Source organism: Pseudobacteroides cellulosolvens ATCC 35603 = DSM 2933, assembly GCF_001262605.1.
GTDB lineage: Bacteria > Bacillota > Clostridia > Acetivibrionales > DSM-2933 > Pseudobacteroides > Pseudobacteroides cellulosolvens.
Genome location: NZ_LGTC01000001.1, coordinates 3,616,573 through 3,635,098 on the forward strand (window position 1 = coordinate 3,616,573; position 18,526 = coordinate 3,635,098).

Here is an 18,526-nt window from a genome sequence, read left to right on the forward strand (position 1 = left end):
GGATTTGGATCTTGGTGATATGACGAAATCATTGCTTGGTTAACTGACTACAGTATTAAATTTAGACGCAATAATTATGACATCTGCCATATTTATTACTCCGTCACTGTTTAAGTCATATGCAGCAACATATTTTCCATCTCCTGATACCGCATTAAATTTAGTTGCTAATAGTATTACATCTGCCATGTTTATTACACTGTCATTATTCAAATCCCCCGTAGTTACAGCAGGACTTGTCACAACTGGTTTTGTTGGTGTTGGAGATGGCGTAACTGGTTTTGTTGGTGTTGAGGTTGGTGTAACCGATGTCTGACTTGTAAAACCGGCTGCACACGCCATCTGTGCAAAATTCCACAGACTTGGTTTCCACACTGTCCAATCATGACCATAACCCTGAAGAAGCCATTCTGTACAGGGGATATTATTGGTCTTGCAATAATCCCTTACCCTATTATTACTGAATATGAGATTATCCGCTGTTCCGCAGGAAAGAAACAACAATTTTAAATTGGCTTTAACCTTGGTTCCTCCATCAGGGAACAATTGGTTATTCTGTTTTGTGATTGGTGAAGAGGAAAAGCCGCCAATATAAGGGAACTTGTCCACGTTCGGCAGCCCGATATTCATGGATTGGGCACCACCCTGCGAAAGACCGGCTATCGCACGGTGTTGAGGGTCGGTATAAACGGAATAATTTTTTTCGATGTAAGGTATAAGGCTGTTGAGCAAATCTTTAGTAAAATTTTCCCAACCATCAGACACACCATTACCTGTTGCATTGCCGTTCGGTAATACAAGGATAAATGGCTGAATTTGACCGGCTGCAATGAGGTTATCAAGTATAACATTTGGTGCTCCGTTGTTGTACCATTCGTCTTCATTCCCACCAATGCCGTGTAATAAATACATGACACTATATTTGCTGCTTGCTGAGTAACCTGGCGGCAGATAGATTCTCGCTCTCCTTTGGCTGTTTGTCGCTGTGGACTGATAATTAATATAACTGACCTGACCGTGTGGGATATTGTTCTGAACTCGGTCATAGCCTGACGGTGGTGTTGCTGGAAGCGATGCTGCTGATGAAATGTTTGCTGTAACATTTAAGTATGTTATAAGCAGCAAACCGATTAATAGAATGCTTAAAACCTTTCTGTTCATAATTTACCCTCCTAGAATAAAAGTTAAATAATTGATTAAGCTTAAATATAAGTTAAAGCATAAATAAAAATTTTCTATATATTTTTACATTTTTTATGCAAATGCAGACGATGCAGCTGTATTTCTGTTTGAATTAATATATACCCTTAAGTTTTGCCATTCTTTTTACAAACTCTTGCGGACTTAGTCTCCTGTCAAACAATTCCGCCACAAGATCTTTATGTGTTTCCGCATCCGCAGCCGGCAGGATAGTATCCCACCAACTAATGAAGCTTGTCCCGCTTTCCATGATCTGAGTTGTTTGTTTTATAAGCGGAGATACCTGTGCTTTGACTGAATCATCCATTTTCCAGCATGACAATCCTGCTCCGCTTGAGTTGCCTTCTTTTGCTGATTTCTCACAAATATATTTAAGTACATTTACTGCCTCCTGCTTGTATTTAGTGTTAACGTTGATAAAATAACCATCTGTAACACCACCATAAATTTCTGTCTGAGCTCCTTTGCCATTTCGTATTGTTGGAAATGGGATTGCAATTACCTTCCCTTTTACCTTTGAATCAGGATCCTCAATATTAGCTCCAACCCAGTTTCCCTGGTACATCATTGCAGCATTGCCCTGGGTAAATTCGTTTACCATATCATTAAAACTGGTATTAAGTGCATCATCATTAAATGCTTTATTTTCCACCAGTTGTAATAATTTGTCTGCAGCTTCCTTGTAATCCTGTTCGTTAAACAATGACGGAACAGCTAGTGCATTCCTGCACGCCGTACTTCCAGCCTGACGCATAGCCAGAATATCGTACCAATACATACCCGGCCATCGATCCTTTTCACCCACAACAATTGGAACAATTCCTTTGGACCGCAGTCTTTTCACTGCCTCCAGTAATTCATCATAGGATTCAGGAATTTTAGCTCCAGCTTTCTCAAATAATTCTATATTGCAATATAAGCTGGCAATAAATCTATATGCGGGCAAACTGTATATCTTTTCGTTATTCTTGCAGGAATCTATTACCCCCGGAAATAATTTATCCAAGGTTTCATTATCAAGATATGAATCAAGAGGAAGAATATTTCCTTCGTCTATAAAAGGTCCCACAAAACTTCCACTCCACATGTAAAACAAATCAGGAGCATCACCAGCAGCTAATGCTGTCTTGATTTTTGACTTATACTGTTCTCCATTCCAACTGAACTCTTTTACCTGAACTTCCGGATTCTTCTCATTCCACTCCCGAATTGCATTTTTCAGGGGATTAGAAACCAAGTCAGTCCTATCTACCCATTGATTCCAGATTGTCAACGTGCAAGGCTCATTCTTCTCCTTATTTTCTTGTATTGAATCTTTTAGTACACTTATTTTACATGAAGTTAGACTGAGCACCATAATTATTAAATTTAAAGTTAATAATATCCTCATCTTGGACATGCTTATTACTATGATCTCCTTTAGGTATTATCAAATAATTACTGGTCAATGGGACACTTTCCATCACATCTTAATTATATTAGTTACAAATATATAACTTACTAAATATTTTGCTTAAATTATCTAAAATATTGTCTATTTTTATACACTCTTTGATCACAAAACTGTTTAATTCGCTATATAAGGCATTATTTATATATATAAAAAGCGATAAATTTTTACACTTGTCCGACTTAAATTCCACTAAACAGTTCGTTATTTGCTATTATGAGCATTGGTTGGATTTCAAAGATATAGACTATCATAAGATAGAAGAATTTTATCTCTGAGTAGAAAAATATTGAACTATATAAGTATGTTTTTACTCTACTTTTTTACGAAACTCATTAACTGAAAGTCCGGTGAACTTCTTAAAGATAGTGCTGAAATAATTAGGATCATTGATGCCTACCATTTCACCAATCTGATATACTTTCAAATTTGTTTCCTTTAATATCTTCTTGGCATATTCCATTCTTTGTCTTGTTATATATTCAACAACAGTCTGCTTTGTTTCCTGCTTGAACAATCGGCACAAATGGCTGGGACTGACATAGAATTCCTTGGCAATGGTTGAAAGCGAAAGATTGGAATCGTGCATATTCTGCTCTATATATTCCTGTATCTGCACAATTAATATGTTTGCTTTCCTTTCATTGAAGGAATGTATTTTGTTGATAACCTTCTCTAACAGGCTTTTTAAGTAGTCTTTCATTTCAAGCAAATTGTCCATTCTGAACACATCTTCATATGGCTTAGTATTTTTCCCCCACAAACTTGATGTGTCAATCTTAAATTCAAGTAGAACACGCATGCAGGTTGATATTATATCGAAGGCTTCAAGCCTTAAATTTTCAATGGTAATAGACAGATTAAAACAACTTTCGGAAAAGAGTTCATCTATAAGCTCTATTGCTTTATACTTCATCCCGGTTTTAATGAAAAAGTCCAGCTTTTCCCCTTTGTTAGGAATACCTCTCCATGATTGATCACTGTTGTACGTAATATCATTGTAATTAACAACCTGATTTTTTCCAATTACTACTTTATAATTTAATGCATCACAAGCTTCCCGATAAGTAACTTTTATATTTTTGAGCCCGTGAATCTTGTTCCCGATGCCTATGGAAACAAAGCACTTACATCTGTTAATAAGCAACGCTTTGATGGTTTCACAACAATCTGTAAGGTCCAATGACTCATTATTGCTTAATATGACTATTTTTCTGCTGTTATCAAAAAACACATGGACGAATAGATCCTCCTTTAGTACTTGCCTGATTAAATCGGAACATTTCATGGCAAGAAGTATAAGTTCTTCTTCTCTATCATGCGGTCCTCCGACAGAATCGCTCACCTCTACTACAGCAGTCTGAAAAACATCAGATTGCTCGTTCATAATTATTTTAAAGTAAGCCATCTTATCCACAATCTCATGTTGATCCAATTCACCAAGCAGAATTTCATTTAAAAATTTCTCCTGCATATAAGGCAGACTCTCATCCAATCTCTGTTTCAATTTCTCATATTCCTTGATATGAGTTCTCTCCATCTCAATTTTACTTTTTAATTCCAATGCAACTTTCCTGATCTCTTCAGGGTTAACCGGCTTAAGTAAAAAATCAGAGATGCCGAGTTTTATGCTTCGCTTTACATAATCAAACTCATCATGTCCTGTAATGATTACAATCTTTATATGTGGAAACTTTTCAACAACAGCTTTGCTAAATTCAATACCATCCATAAACGGCATGCAAATATCCGTAAAAATGATGTCTGGAATAATTTGATCTATTAAATCTAGAGCTTCCCTGGCACTGGATGCTTCTCCTGCAATTTCCATACCAAGTTCTTCCCAACATACACGCCTTTTCAAGTAATTCCTTATCAAAAACTCATCATCCACAATAACAACTTTAAGACTAGACATATTTTCCCTCTCCATTTTCACCATTGACCGGAATCAAAATCGTAATCTTTGTTCCTAAGCCAATAACACTTTCTATACGGAAGCAATCATCCGATGCGTAAAATATTCTCAAGCGTTCGATTGTTCCCCTCAGACCGAAACCTGAAACTCCTGTATCACTACTATCATCCAGAATCCGACGAATACATTCTTCTGACATACCCACACCGTCATCTTCCACTTTAATTCGAATAAAGTCCTGTAAATACTCGGTCTCAACAGATATAATCCCATGTTCTCCCTTAACCCTGATACCGTGATAAAGAGCATTCTCCACCAAAGGCTGCAATACAAGCTTAAGAATTTTAAAACTGCCGGCCCGTTCATCCAATTTATATTGTACCGAAAACAAATCTGCATACCTTATTTGCTGTATATTCAGATAGTTTTTTACGATATCAATTTCTTCATTAATTGTGATTACCTCTTTTCCTTTACTAAGGCTCAGCCTGTAGTAACTCCCCAAAGCGTCAACAACATCGCATGCTGCTTCTGTTTCTTCCATTAATATCAAAGAATTGATTGATTCTAATGTATTATAAAGAAAATGCGGTTTTATCTGTGCTTGAAGTACGTTTAACTCTGCCTTTCTTTTAATCCTTTGCTCAGTTATTACACGGTCAATCAACTGCTGTATTTCATAAATCATCATGTTGTATCCATCCTTAGCTGACCGATCTCATTGCTTCCGACACGGATATCCACTTCCTTAAATTCACCCTTCTGTACACCTTTCATGGATTTTAAAAGTTTTTTTATCGGAATGGTAATTATTCTTGATGTAAGAATCGTTCCAATAAACATAAGGAGACTGTTGATCAGTATAATAGCAAAACCGATCAAACCCGGTACAGCTGTTTCATTGGACAATTCCTTAGCAGGCATCAAACTTACAATCTTCCAATTAGACCTATTATCAACCAGATACGAAACCAGATATTCAATATCCTTGATACGCTTAGTCATATAACCATGATCTTTATATATAAATGATTCCATCAAATTTTTAATTTCGCTGTTGTCCAACACATTTAATTTGACAATACTTTCATTATTTTCATCAAGGATTGTAACCCCTGTAGTATAGTTATTGATAATACTTGCATAAGAATCCTTAAATGCATTTTCCGATATATTGATAACCAAAACTCCAAGTGTCCTGGTTGAATTAATGTCCCGTATTAAACGGATCATGGATACAAAATTATCTTTTGGAATATTCCCAAAAGCATTTCCTCCATTTAGCCTTAAAATGTAAGCACCTTTCTTGCGTACAACCAGATCATACCACTCTGCATTCGTAATATTAGACGGCATAAACTGAAGATCATCCTGGTTATTTATAGAATATTCATTTCCGCTATTATCGAAGATATAAACCGAGGAGATAAAAGATATTTCCTGAGTCAGTTTGTTGAGGTATGTACCCAATCTTCCCTGCACACGCAAATCAGAGTATATGTTTCCATTCCTTAGTAGCAATTGTAAATCATCATTAGACAGGATCATTTTGGAATAATTGTCTATATTGCTAATCATCAGGTCCAAGCTGGTCTTAACGGAATACAGAGTCTGAACAGACAAGTCACTGACCTTTTTTAATGCAGTGTTTGAGTATATCTTTTGATACAGAGCATTGCTAAGTAAAATTGAGAAAATCAAAATAACACAATAAAATAATGTAAAACGTACACTGATCCTCATGTCGGAAAGTTTGCCATAAATAGTGCTTTTGAAATCGCAAATTCTTTTATATAATCTTCCCCTATATACATAATCACCCCATGAAATTATATAATACCTTATATTCGTCTAATCTTGATCGTAGTCGTGAAAAATTAACATGTAGAATACACTATAATTTCCTGGACATTAATCAATAAAATTAATCGCTTTAGAAGTTCTTATATAATTAATTATACCATGTGAAAGTAAGAAATGGAAACCTATATAGTCGCTTAAAATTATTTCGCAGGATTCCATCTCTTATGTTTTGAAAGTGGGCAGCCCAAATCTCTTAGCTTTGCCCTGATTTCTACAAAGCATCCACATTGCATGCAGGTAGTACCAAGCTCCAGGTATTTACATTCTCTACATTGCAATAATCTGTGCTCATAGACCTCATCACTTACAAATTTAATATTTTTGTTCTTTGAAAGCTTGTCAATTGCATCATTAATCTCATCTTTAAGAACATGCCTTTTCGTCTTCACACTTTCCAAACAACTTTTACATTTTGATTCAAACATAATTCATCCCCACATACCCTTAAGTTATTCAATTTCTAATACAACTACAGACTTTGATGGTATTTTACATACAGCATGGTTATTTTTCAATTGTGCATTAACAAGCACATCAATTTTCACCTTATTGCTATCATCGAAGGTGTTCATATCGTTAATTGCTCCTGCTGTCAGAACATTTCCAGAGATACTATTTACCGTTTTTCCTCTTATATCAATGTCAATTTCTGTATCTTCCATTGGATTGAGATTGCAAATTGAAACATGAATTTTCTCTTCTATGTCCATGGAAGATGATACGCTAATCCCATGAATTTTTTCCCCATTATATAGATATTCTATATTTTCAAAGTCAACGGATAAAAGTTGTGCATCCTGGTGCACCTTAAACATGTCATAGATATGATATGTAGGTGTTAGAAGCATCCTATCACCTTCGGTAAGAATTATTGCCTGAAGAACATTGACCATCTGGGCTATGTTTGACATTTGAACTCTGTCGCAGTGGTTATTGAAAATATTCAGGTTAATACCTGCTATCAAAGCATCCCTCAATGTGTTTTGCTGATAAAGAAAACCTGGGTTTGTGCCTGGCTCTACATCATACCACGCCCCCCATTCATCCACAATCAAGCCGACCTTCTTTTCAGGGTCATATTTATCCATGATGGTACTGTGCCTTTTGACCAGTTCTTCCATATACAGCGTTTGTTTTAGTGTTTTGAACCATTCCCCTTCATCAAATTCCGTAGCCGAGCCCTTCTGGCCTGTCCAGGAACCACTTGGTAAAGTATAGTAATGTAAACTTATCCCATGCAATAAATGCCCGGCTTCCTTCATCAGCACTTCCGTCCAGCTATAGTTATCACCATTTGGACCACATGCAATCTTATAGATAGTGTTATCACCAAAGTTTCTCACATAGGTTGAGAATCTTTTGTATAGGTCTGCATAATATTCCGGTCGCATATTCCCGCCACAGCCCCAGTTTTCATTTCCAATACCGAAATATTTCAGCTTCCAGGGTTCCTCCTTACCATTTGCCCGTCTTAAATCAGCCATTGGCGATTTGCCGTCAAAAGTGATATATTCGACCCACTGCTGCATTTCCTGAACCGTACCGCTTCCTAAATTACCGCATATGTAAGGCTCTGTACCGATGATTTCGCAAAACTCCAAAAATTCACCTGTACCAAAATGATTATTTTCAACCACACCACCCCAGTGAGTGTTAATCATACAGGGTCTCTTCTCTTTTGGACCGATTCCATCCATCCAATGATATTCGTCGGCAAAACAACCTCCCGGCCATCTTAAAACAGGTACTTTTAGTTTTTTCAATGCTTCAACAACATCGGTGCGATACCCTTTTACGTTTGGAATCTCAGAATCTTCTCCAACCCAAATACCTTCGTATATACATCTTCCAAGATGTTCCGAGAAGTGACCGTATATATTTTTGTTTATTTTTCCCTTTTTAATGTCCGCATTTATTACCATCTCCAGCATTTGTAAGTCCTCCTTATGCTTATTAATACCAATTTAATAGTGCAGTTTGTTGTAATTGAGAGTTATATTGCTCTATAAATCTTTATATCCAATCCATTCTCTGTCTCTATTCCTTCTCCAATTAATAAATCTTTGATTAAGCACTCCAATACTTTACTATTTGTAATAATTTTAGGGCAGGTTCTAAACAGCACGTTATTCCGTTTTTCATAGATGTTGCCGTTATTCTCGATATAAATTTTACAGGGTTCTCCTGTATAATCCTTTCCCTCAAGCATATACCTTGCAGATAAAGTATTCCTGTTGCCATCCTTCCCTATGATTTGGGTATCTACTCCTCCTGAGAGCACATTGCCTTCAAAATACTTTCCTGTTACCTCCCCCGTAAATGGAATCATTACAACAGTATCTCCATAATCGTTGTTTAGTTTAATGGCATTCTCCGGTTTTACATGTACAGTGAATACTTCTTCAAATTTCAAAAAATCCTCCCCTTATATTAATTTGAATTTATTATACCAAACCGCCGTTAGCAACAGCTCTTACACGAAGATGATGATACTCTTCCATATTGGGCTCCATCTGGTGCATATAAACCACTGAAAAACCTTCCTGCGGATCAATGGATACATATGTGCCAAGCATTCCAGTCCATCCGAACTCTCCCACAGATCCGTTAGAATGCCCTTGTGCTGTACTCATCAAGGTCCTTACACCCAAACCGTATCCGTATCCAGCCAGATATGAACCTGAAAAGTCCTTTAACTGTTCTTCATTTAAATGATTTGTCCTCATCAGGTCTATGGTCTTTCTGCCTATTATTCTTTTTCCGTTATAGCTTCCGTCATTAGCCAGCATCTGTGAAAATTTAAGATAATCGTTGACAGTGGAAAATAGGCCTGCACCTCCAGGTTCATACACTGCATCAGGCTGATGGAATTCATCCAGAAAACCGGAAACCTTTATCATCCTTCCGTTTTCATCCTTCCTGTAGTTGGAAGCTATCCTCGATTCCATTCCTTCACGGTAACGGTAACCGGTATTCTCCATGCCTAGAGGACCGAATATTTCATCCTGTAGAAATTGTCCTACGGTCTTGCCTGAAATCATCTGTATCAAGCCAGCTATAATATCATGTCCATAACCATACTGCCAGCGGGTACCTGGATGGAACTCAACAGGAACGCTGCCCATAGCCTTAATCTCAGTCACAATATCATATTTCCCATACTTTTTCTGTAATTCATCTTTTACTTTTGCCATTCCTTTTGCTGTGGGTGAATCTCCAAAGGGAAACCCCAAACCTATTGACATAGTGAATGCATGCTTAATAAGCATTGGACTTTCTGATTTTATTGTATGGACTTTGCCATTAGGCTCCGTAACAAAAACTTGTGTATTCCTGTATTCAGGAAAATACTCATAAATGGGTTCGTTTAACAGGAATTTTCCCCTTTCAAACAACATAAGGGCTGCTGTGCAAATAACCACCTTCGTCATAGAAAACAGACGATATAAGGTGTCTTCGGTGATAGGCTTTTTCTCCTCCAAATCAGCATAACCGAAATAACCCTGATATAAGGTTTTCCCATCTTTGGCTACAGCACATCCACATCCTGCCGGACCATTTTTCACAAATTGTTTCAATAATGCAGACAGATCATCAAACCTAGCCATATTACTTATCTCCTTTGCTATGCATCCCTTTTTCCTTTAATCATACCTTACTCTAGAGTAAAGGATGCCAGGCTAGCATTACCCTCGCCTGTATACTCAAAATATAATGCCTGTATGCCGTCTGGAATTTTGATTTGTGCAGAATATTCCTTCCAAACATTCGTAAAATCAACAGGTATCTTTCCAAGCAGCGTACCATTCCATGATGTCTTTACCACAAAGGCACCGCGGCAATATCCACGCACCTTGATCTTAACCTTCTTAACTCCCCTACAATCAAAATATTTGAATCCGGCTGCAGCACCATCCCTCAAATTTGCAATATATCCGATTTGTTCATCCTCGTCTTTCCCATCTTGGGTTATCTTAGGAAAGCGACCGTCCATCCATGCTCCTAAAGTACCTGTATACTTTTCCTCGTCCTTACAGTACAAATTACATGCAATATAGGCAGGATACTCTCCTCGTCCGGTAAGCGGTCCTCCATTGGAACCGCAGGAAGTCATCTCTACCTGAGGTATGGTATCGTCATCTTTAAATTCAATCTGCTCAATACAACCCTGCCTGCTGAAATTTGTCCCATTGGTATGTCTATGGTAAAAAATGTACCATTTTCCGTTGATTTCAACAATACTACCGTGGTTATTACCGCCATAATACATAGGCTTATCTGAAGGTTTGTAAGAAGCAATATGAAGATCGTTATTGCTTACAATAACTCCCCGGTATTTAAAATCTTTTGTTGGGTACTTACTGGTGGCATAGCACAGTTCATGAAAGACAGTAGAGGAATAGATAAAATAATAGGTATCACCTTTTTTTCTTATGGAAGAAGCTTCAAAAAACTCATGACCTTCAAAACCACTACCTTTGCTGTACGGTTCGCTGGGTGCTATAAATTGAGGCTCTTTCTCAATAGTAATCATATCCCGACCAATCACCGTTACCATGGGACCCTTTCTTGTTTTGTCACCAACTGGACAAAATCCGGTATATAGATATGTTTTCTCTCCCTCCGTCAGTACTCCAGGATCAAACTGAGGCTGGTCACCCTCTCTTTCACCCAGACGTGTTCCATCAGAATAATGTACATATCCATAGAATTCAAACTTACCTGCAGGGCTATCGCAGACTGCCACTGATACAATCGGCACTTTGTCAAGAACATAGTACAAATAATATAATCCATCCAGCCCGACTGTAATATCCGGTGCATAAAGACACATGCTGCCGTCCTGATTAAGTGGATCGTCTGTTTTTTTGTAGATTACACCTTCATACCGCCAATCACCCAGATTATCAACAGGTGCTGACCAGCATACATAATCATTTAAACAAAATGCATGCCCATTAAAACGGTCATGCGAGCCATAAACATATACCCTATTGTCAAAAACATATGGTTCTCCATCAGGAATATATTCCCATGATGGAAGATATGGATTTAATCCTTGCTTTTTCACAATCATCACCTGCACCCCTTCTGTCAACACATGTTTTAGTAAGGATTTTTTTTAATATTATGAACAAGACCGCTTGCGATTTTACATTAAAAAGTGCAGTGAAAATTGCATTCACTGCACTCTCCCACTTAAATCATTCCTTGCATTACTTATTTCGATCCAGCAACAAAAGCATCTACTGATTTCTGACAATCATCGATAACCTTCTGAATTCCTGCTTTTTCAAGCGAAGCCTTCATCTTTGGATAATATGTATCATAGTCAACCAGCCCTGAAGAAAGCGGTTTTCCCTGATTCTGGCCTATCGGAGCAAGTGCTGCCATTTCTGATTTTACATTGCTGGAATCGTAAGTCCATCCTACAATTTTCATAGGTTTTGCAGAGTCATTAAATTCCTTCATCTTCTGCCACTTATCTGGGCTCTCACTTGCCCACAGGTAATCTAAGAACTGGCTTCCACCCATGGACCACTGAGCAAGCCCGTAGTAACCTGAGTTATCGGCATTAACATTGTCAGCAAAATCAATCTGGTTGTCACCAATCTTCTTGTAATGCTTGTTTTCAATCCCCCAACTCAGAAGATTCTTGATCTCTTTATCTGAAAATAGCAGATTTATAAACATCATTGCCCTTTCAGGATCACCGGATGTTCTAGGAATAACCAACTGTGAGTTTGTCAAATCCGGTGTTGTAGTATAATACTGAACATCTTTCCAAGCATTAGCCTGAACCAGATCATAACCAAATTGTGCCTTTAATTCATCCGCTTTTCCAGGCTTTAGCTGATCTGTCCAAGCAAAGACTTTTTTAGCCTTCTTAATTGGTGTGCTGTCCTGAAGTGTTGCTACATCCTTATTTATGTAGCCTTTCTGATACCAACTGCGAGATAATTTATATATCCTTTTTGAAATGTCTGCTTCCATCAGATTTATAATCTTTACATCCCCATCGGTTTTTTGGTATCCTACCGGGACATCTACAGTACCAACATTAATCTGCCAATCCTGTACTAAATACTGTTGCTGATCACCCTGTGACGACAAAAACGGTATTATCCCTGGTTCTTTCTCCTTTATAATCTTAAGCCATGGTTCAATATCTTCCGGCTTTGTTATGGAGTTTATATCAAAATTATATTTGTCGACTAGCTCTTTATTAAATATGAATCCACCAGTTCCGAACATATCCTTTGCAGTTGGGATTGCATAGAGCTTTCCGTTTACAATAGGACCTTTCAAATATGCCGGATCAATGTTGGCAATAATATCCTTTCCATGTTTTGCCACAAGTTCATCCAACGGTAACCATGCCTGTTTAGCCACGTAGTCATTAAATCCCCACCAGCTTGGTGAAAACATAATGTCTATCTTATCACCGGAAGCTACTGCCATCTGCTGCTTATTCTGATAGTTATCCCACCAATAGTAATTCAGTTTGATAGTCGCATTGATTTTTCTCTTAAGAATTTTGTTTAGTTCTTCCTGTACCAGCTTTACATCCTTACACTGAGGTGCAAGAAAGTATGCATTGATTTCATACGGTTTCAGATTAGATGCTGTGCTGTTATCAGTTGGTTTAGCCGTATTTGGACTTCCACATCCTGACAATAACAAGCTGCATGATAAAACAGCAGAAACAAAAATACATCCCACCCTTTTGATTTTGAACATTATTACTCCTCCTTAAATATTGTAATGTCTATATATTGATCAGCAAAGACGAAAATTCAAATTTTCGCCCAAGCTGTAATCAACCTTTTACTGCCCCAATAGTAAGACCCTTTATAAAATATCTCTGGAAGAAGGGATATGCGAAAATAATAGGTCCGATACCAATAATCGCCATAGCCATACGCAGGGTTTCTCCAGGTACATTTGCCAATGCACTCGTAGTATTTCCTGAAGCTGATGCAAGAGAAGATGTCAAGAACTGTAAGGAACGCAGTGCCTGATACATTGAATATTGAAGATTGTAGTATTGAGGATCGTTAATGAATAATAGACAAAGATACCAGTCATTCCAATAACTCAAGAATGAAAATAATGCTATTGTGGCAATAACAGGAGTGGACATCGGAATAACAATGGTGTAGAATATTTTGAATTCACTGGCACCATCAATTCTAGCCGCTTCCAGCACCGAGTCGGGTAGATTGATTGTAAAAAATGTCTTTGCAATCAGCACGTAAAATGCATTCATGACCGCCGGCATGATCAAAGCAATGATATTATCCTGCAAATGCAGGTATTTGGTATACATGATATACCAAGGTACCAGTCCTCCTTGAAACAGCATGGTAAAGAACATAAAGAAGGAGAAGAAATTTCTGTATTTAAATGATTTTCTTGAAATCGGATAGGCATATAACATTGTAAACAGTACACAAAAGAATGTACCAACAACACATGTAAAAATTGTAATACCATAAGACCTTAACAACTTTTCCAGATCATTGAACAAATACCTGTAAGCATCAAAACTGATTTTGCTAGGAAAAAACGAATATCCATTAATCGCCAGGGATGTCTGATCTGTAAGCGAAACCATGAGTATCAAAAACAAAGGTGCTACACAGGCAATACAATAAACTATAAATATTACATTTATTATCAAATTAGCAGTAGGTGAAATGGAATTTAAGCTTAAAGATTCTTTTATATTTTTGGTCTTTATAATTTTTGTCTTCATATTTTCCTCCCTCAAATGTCATATTATTTTTCAAATAATTAGTCGCTTAGAATATCTTATTTTCCTTGTTTATTTTACCAACCACCCAGTTGGCTGTTAAAACTGTGAAGAATCCCACAACAGATTGGTATAGTCCAGCAGCAGAAGACATTCCAAGATCCCCACTCATAATCAATGCTTTATATATGTAAGTATCCAGAACTTCCGTTGTTGGTGCCAAAAGACCCTGCTGCATCGGAACCTGATAGAAAAGTCCGAAATCAGACCTGAAGATATTACCAAGGTTGATAATAGCTGTTACAATCATAAAAGGAACCAAAAACGGAATGGTAATATATCTTATCTGCTGCAACTTGCTGGCACCGTCCAATACGGCAGCTTCATAATATTCCTGGTCAATTCCTGCAATTCCAGCAATGTAGATGACAATGCCGTAACCGATATTCTTCCACAAGTTTACCAGCACTAATATATACGGCCAATGCTGAGGCGAAGCATACCAATCTACTGTCTGTAAGTTGAAAATATTAACGATGGTTTTGTTAAAGAATCCGTTCGGATCCAGAAATGCCAGTACAAGATAGGCTACAACTACCCATGAGAGAAAGTAGGGTAAAAATATTACCGACTGATAAAACTTGGCTGCAAGCTTATTTCTCAATTCGTTCAGAGCCAATGCTATCAAAACTGCAAAAATCAGACCTAACACAATGAAAAATAAATTGTATAAAATGGTGTTCCTGGTAATCTGCCATGCCGCATCGGAGATAAAAAGAAACTTGAAATTTTGCAATCCCGCCCATGGACTGCCTAGAAAACCATCGATATAGTTGAAATCCTTAAAAGCTATTACCACACCAAACATAGGCAAGTAATAATTGACAAATACTAGAATGAATGGTGGTAGAAGCATTAGAAACATCGCCTTATTTTTTGCTAATTCCTTTATAAATCCCGACTTTTTCCAGAAACGCTTTTTCTTTGGTGCAGTTCTTGAATCCTGTGAAATGTTTACATCTGGTGTAATGCTTGCATTTGTTGTCATTGCATATTCCCCTCACATAATGTATTTTAAATAAACTAATTAATTTACCACTTTATATAAAATATTTATTGGAGCATTGCTATTAATTCGTTCCATCCTTTTCGGTTACTCTTAAAGGAATATCACATTATTTACAATTACAAACTTTTTTATTCATGCCTTAATAAGGGTAAGTTTCTCCTTTTTTTGTTTTATAGTATTGGCTGAATGGTTGATTTCATCTTATTTTTATTATATTAGTAACCATGAGAAGTCTTAATAAAGATTTTGCTTAAAACATCTAAAATATTACCAATTTTTATTATAGTTAGCTAAATATAAAATTTTCTGTTATGTATTTCCTCTTTCCATTTCATCATTAATATTAGTTATAGTGAGAAAACCTAGACATAAAAAAATACCCCTCAGATGAGGAGGTGAAAATGAAATGCTTGGCACTTGATAGATTAACTGTTACATCACTTGCTTCCTCTGATGTATTAGTAAATCAAAGGATAGAATTTTAATTGATTTTGTTTATTATCAAAAATTCCCCACTCAAAAACCATTATGTTTTCGAACAAATGTTATGGAGTTATAAATAGTACTATACTCCCTCCTAGATGCTTAAATACTTAAAATTACACTGAGATTTTAAGTATTTAAGCACATTTTTTCGTTCATGCCTTAATATAGCTGTGATGTTACTCAACTTTAATTTCAATATATGTGGCATCTTTCTTATCAAGGTCAGTAATAATTTCATCAATTTCTACATAAAACATCTTATGTCTTATATATCTATTTGGATAATTGATCGATTGAAAAGAAACTAAGTTTTTATCTGCCAATCCAGATATCTTTCTAAAGGTTGCACATTGTTTAAAATTATCTGAACCATCAAATTTCTTAAGAACGATTTTAAAGTTCTCGTGCATCAGGTAATATCCCGGAAAATTTTTCGACTCAAAGGATATGCAATCCGGGTCAGAAAGACCAGGAACTATATTAAATACCGAATCATCAAATGGTGACACATCCTTTGAAATACTCGCTTTAAATGATTGATGACGGATAAACTGTCCACGAAAATTATATGATTCGAGCCTCATAAATTGTGATCTTGTGTTTTTTGTCGACGTTTGATTAGGAGTATCGGACTCCACCTTGATGGATGAAACTATATTGTCAAAACCGCTAGCTGCCAGATTATTACTATTTGCTGTCAGAACAACAGATCTTCCCGTAAAGTTGTAATCTTCATATAGTATCACCTTGTATCCCGAAGCTACTTTAATAGAAGATGCTTCATCATTTAAAATCCCTTTTCTAAAAAGTTGAAACATATCATAATTTCCGACATCCAATCCAACAGCCCACCCGGTATAATTTATATTTTGATATACAGTAACAGGATTTTTCATTAGTGCTGCTGTTGGTTCTTGTGTCGACACCGGTTTTTGTGTTCTAATAGTCTTTTGCGTTGCCTTCAGCGTTTGTAAAGGAGTATTGAGTTTAATATCAGGAACTTTTGTAGTTTCATTTTGTTTTGCATTGTCAGCTTTCAAACTTGAAGGAGTTGGTTTAGGAATACTACTAATGCTGTCTTTTTCTGCTTTATTATTTATTATATATTTTAACAAATCATTAACATTAATCTTTTTAGCTTCTTCAACTGAAAAACCATTTTCCAAATTCTTGTATTTATTGTACAATACATATCTGCCTGTAGATATCCCTTCACTTTGTGCATCTTTTCTTTCGATTATATTGGTTTGCATTATGTATACATTTACTTTGCCACTTTCTTCTTGTAAACTGGTTTTTAACGAGTTCATTATATTATCCAGTTTTTCCTTATCAACTTTATATTCTTTATCAATCTCACTTTTTTGGTTGTTTAAAGTGCTTGAGATTAGTATATAATCTTTTTCAGCTACGCTTAAAGCCCTATCTTTTTTCACCTCATCTATTATATCAGCAATAGCTTTAGAAACATTAATCTTACCAAACTTTAATTTCTTAATAAGAACCTTTGCATCCTCATTTAATGGAACTAACTTCATAACATCCCCGGTATTATCAATTTCTATCTCAAGACTGGGATTAATGTCAACATCAATATAAGCAAAGACTTTTGGCTCAGAAAAAATATCATTTATATTGATTATACCTACAATATTTGAAAATGAGGCTATAACAAATAAAATAACCATACAAGCAACACCTATCATGAGTTTTGCCGATACTGGCCTTTTTCTAACAATATCTTTTTCTGTAAATTCAATTTCCTTTCCTACATAATCTGCAGAACCTCTCTTTATATAAAAGCATTGAAAATCGTTAGTTGTAACAATTGCTTTACTTTTTGTCAAGTTTATTATAATGCCTTCATATTTCATCTCTACCCCCCTAAATGAGCACATATAAATTATAACTGTGCAAAGTAAATTCGCAAAACATTTTCAGTCCTAAATAAACATCTCTGCTATTTGCCGGATTTCCTTTATCTAAATACCTGGTTTAAATATGCTTTGAAATTTTCGTAATCGTTTCCATATAATATACATAAGCATATAATAAACTCCCTGTTTCTTTCCACTGACTTTGGATGAAAATCTATTATTTTAGTAAGTTCTTTCATTTTAAAGTATTTTTTCGTTTTTAATTTTTCGTAAATATTCTTATTCTCAATAACTTTTTTAGCAATACTTATACACATTTGTTTTGAATCCCTATGTTTTGGGATATAATAAGGCAGATCTCTTATATTTAAGCCGAAGGCTTCCAATTGTCTTGAAAAGTCTCTTAACTCATATATAAGTTCATACCTGCCTGCCTCCACTCCTAAATCAAACATATTTAATTTTTCCTCAAGCTCACTATCGCTTTTGCTGTTAAAGTATGAAAAAGGAATTTCATTTTTGCTAATAGATGATATATGTCTTAAATAATCTATCATTCTTCTTTTAATTACCATCTGTGCAAATTTGAGGAATTGCCTGCTTTTACTGCCATCAAATTTTTCAATTGCCTCATCAAACGCCATAAGACCAATGCTATATTCATCACTATTTTTTATATCAACTATACTTGAAGCATTAAAGTTTGAAATCTCTTTTACAATAAACGGTATATAATCTTCTATGAATTTCTCTTTTAAACGCTTGTCTCCATTTTTAATTTTTTGAACAATACTGGTAGCTGTTTCACCAGTATAATTTAAAACAGCTGATATAAATAGCATAAACATCTTCCCTTAACAATAATTTTTATACCTAAACTCATACTATATTAAAAGTGCTAATGATC

General features: G+C 36.0%; 15 protein-coding genes. All 15 read right to left on the reverse strand.

The window, feature by feature from the left end; all coding sequences use genetic code 11:
- Positions 1-39 precede the first annotated feature (39 nt).
- Positions 40-1,161: an alpha/beta hydrolase-fold protein gene (locus Bccel_RS14825; protein ID WP_081926924.1), complete on the reverse strand. Its 1,122-nt coding sequence runs from the start codon at positions 1,159-1,161 to the stop codon at positions 40-42.
- Between the two features lie 133 nt (positions 1,162-1,294).
- Entirely contained in the window at positions 1,295-2,599 is a 1,305-nt protein-coding gene (locus Bccel_RS14830) for an extracellular solute-binding protein (protein WP_036941953.1), read from the reverse strand.
- A 361-nt stretch (positions 2,600-2,960) separates the two neighbouring features.
- Positions 2,961-4,568 (reverse strand): response regulator, encoded by a 1,608-nt coding sequence (locus Bccel_RS14835; RefSeq protein ID WP_036941956.1) that lies wholly within the window; start codon positions 4,566-4,568, stop codon positions 2,961-2,963.
- Positions 4,561-5,259, reverse strand: a complete 699-nt coding sequence (locus Bccel_RS14840) for a sensor histidine kinase (protein ID WP_050753494.1) — start codon at positions 5,257-5,259, stop codon at positions 4,561-4,563. Before Bccel_RS14840 ends, Bccel_RS14835 begins: the two co-directional genes overlap by 8 nt.
- Positions 5,256-6,311, reverse strand: coding sequence for a cache domain-containing protein (locus tag Bccel_RS14845; RefSeq protein WP_082225147.1), 1,056 nt, complete (start codon positions 6,309-6,311; stop codon positions 5,256-5,258). Before Bccel_RS14845 ends, Bccel_RS14840 begins: the two co-directional genes overlap by 4 nt.
- 260 nt (positions 6,312-6,571) lie before the next feature.
- Positions 6,572-6,856, reverse strand: coding sequence for a DUF6171 family protein (locus Bccel_RS14850; protein ID WP_036941961.1), 285 nt, complete (start codon positions 6,854-6,856; stop codon positions 6,572-6,574).
- Positions 6,857-6,880: 24 nt separating this feature from the next.
- Positions 6,881-8,362, reverse strand: a complete 1,482-nt coding sequence (locus tag Bccel_RS14855; protein WP_036941963.1) for an alpha-N-arabinofuranosidase — start codon at positions 8,360-8,362, stop codon at positions 6,881-6,883.
- A gap of 62 nt (positions 8,363-8,424) precedes the next feature.
- Positions 8,425-8,844, reverse strand: coding sequence for a DUF3237 family protein (locus Bccel_RS14860; protein WP_036941965.1), 420 nt, complete (start codon positions 8,842-8,844; stop codon positions 8,425-8,427).
- Positions 8,845-8,875: 31 nt separating this feature from the next.
- Complete coding sequence (locus tag Bccel_RS14865) at positions 8,876-10,039, reverse strand: serine hydrolase domain-containing protein (RefSeq protein ID WP_036941967.1); 1,164 nt, start codon at positions 10,037-10,039, stop codon at positions 8,876-8,878.
- A gap of 47 nt (positions 10,040-10,086) precedes the next feature.
- Positions 10,087-11,502, reverse strand: a complete 1,416-nt coding sequence (locus Bccel_RS14870; protein ID WP_036942118.1) for a family 43 glycosylhydrolase — start codon at positions 11,500-11,502, stop codon at positions 10,087-10,089.
- A 149-nt stretch (positions 11,503-11,651) separates the two neighbouring features.
- On the reverse strand, positions 11,652-13,172 hold the full coding sequence (locus tag Bccel_RS14875) for an ABC transporter substrate-binding protein (protein WP_036941970.1): 1,521 nt from the start codon (positions 13,170-13,172) through the stop codon (positions 11,652-11,654).
- Between the two features lie 79 nt (positions 13,173-13,251).
- Positions 13,252-14,190 carry a carbohydrate ABC transporter permease gene (locus Bccel_RS14880; protein ID WP_050753496.1) on the reverse strand — a complete coding sequence of 313 codons (939 nt, stop codon included), beginning with the start codon at positions 14,188-14,190 and terminating at the stop codon, positions 13,252-13,254.
- A gap of 46 nt (positions 14,191-14,236) precedes the next feature.
- The gene (locus Bccel_RS14885; RefSeq protein WP_036941973.1) at positions 14,237-15,235 is read right to left on the reverse strand and encodes an ABC transporter permease; all 999 of its coding nucleotides are present in this window, start codon (positions 15,233-15,235) and stop codon (positions 14,237-14,239) included.
- Between the two features lie 683 nt (positions 15,236-15,918).
- Entirely contained in the window at positions 15,919-17,616 is a 1,698-nt protein-coding gene (locus tag Bccel_RS31515) for an AbfB domain-containing protein (protein ID WP_036941975.1), read from the reverse strand.
- A gap of 104 nt (positions 17,617-17,720) precedes the next feature.
- Positions 17,721-18,461, reverse strand: a complete 741-nt coding sequence (gene sigI / locus Bccel_RS14895) for an RNA polymerase sigma factor SigI (protein WP_036941977.1) — start codon at positions 18,459-18,461, stop codon at positions 17,721-17,723.
- Positions 18,462-18,526 lie beyond the last annotated feature (65 nt).

Bases quoted from the DNA above. Each gene is read 5' to 3' on its own strand.
- Bccel_RS14825 (WP_081926924.1), bottom strand. From the start codon at position 1,161: ATGAACAGAAAGGTTTTAAGCATTCTATTAATCGGTTTGCTGCTTATA.
- Bccel_RS14830 (WP_036941953.1), bottom strand. From the start codon at position 2,599: ATGTCCAAGATGAGGATATTATTAACTTTAAATTTAATAATTATGGTG.
- Bccel_RS14835 (WP_036941956.1), bottom strand. From the start codon at position 4,568: ATGTCTAGTCTTAAAGTTGTTATTGTGGATGATGAGTTTTTGATAAGG.
- Bccel_RS14840 (WP_050753494.1), bottom strand. From the start codon at position 5,259: ATGATGATTTATGAAATACAGCAGTTGATTGACCGTGTAATAACTGAG.
- Bccel_RS14845 (WP_082225147.1), bottom strand. From the start codon at position 6,311: ATGAGGATCAGTGTACGTTTTACATTATTTTATTGTGTTATTTTGATT.
- Bccel_RS14850 (WP_036941961.1), bottom strand. From the start codon at position 6,856: ATGTTTGAATCAAAATGTAAAAGTTGTTTGGAAAGTGTGAAGACGAAA.
- Bccel_RS14855 (WP_036941963.1), bottom strand. From the start codon at position 8,362: ATGCTGGAGATGGTAATAAATGCGGACATTAAAAAGGGAAAAATAAAC.
- Bccel_RS14865 (WP_036941967.1), bottom strand. From the start codon at position 10,039: ATGGCTAGGTTTGATGATCTGTCTGCATTATTGAAACAATTTGTGAAA.
- Bccel_RS14875 (WP_036941970.1), bottom strand. From the start codon at position 13,172: ATGTTCAAAATCAAAAGGGTGGGATGTATTTTTGTTTCTGCTGTTTTA.
- Bccel_RS14880 (WP_050753496.1), bottom strand. From the start codon at position 14,190: ATGAAGACAAAAATTATAAAGACCAAAAATATAAAAGAATCTTTAAGC.
- Bccel_RS14885 (WP_036941973.1), bottom strand. From the start codon at position 15,235: ATGACAACAAATGCAAGCATTACACCAGATGTAAACATTTCACAGGAT.
- Bccel_RS31515 (WP_036941975.1), bottom strand. From the start codon at position 17,616: ATGAAATATGAAGGCATTATAATAAACTTGACAAAAAGTAAAGCAATT.
- sigI (WP_036941977.1), bottom strand. From the start codon at position 18,461: ATGCTATTTATATCAGCTGTTTTAAATTATACTGGTGAAACAGCTACC.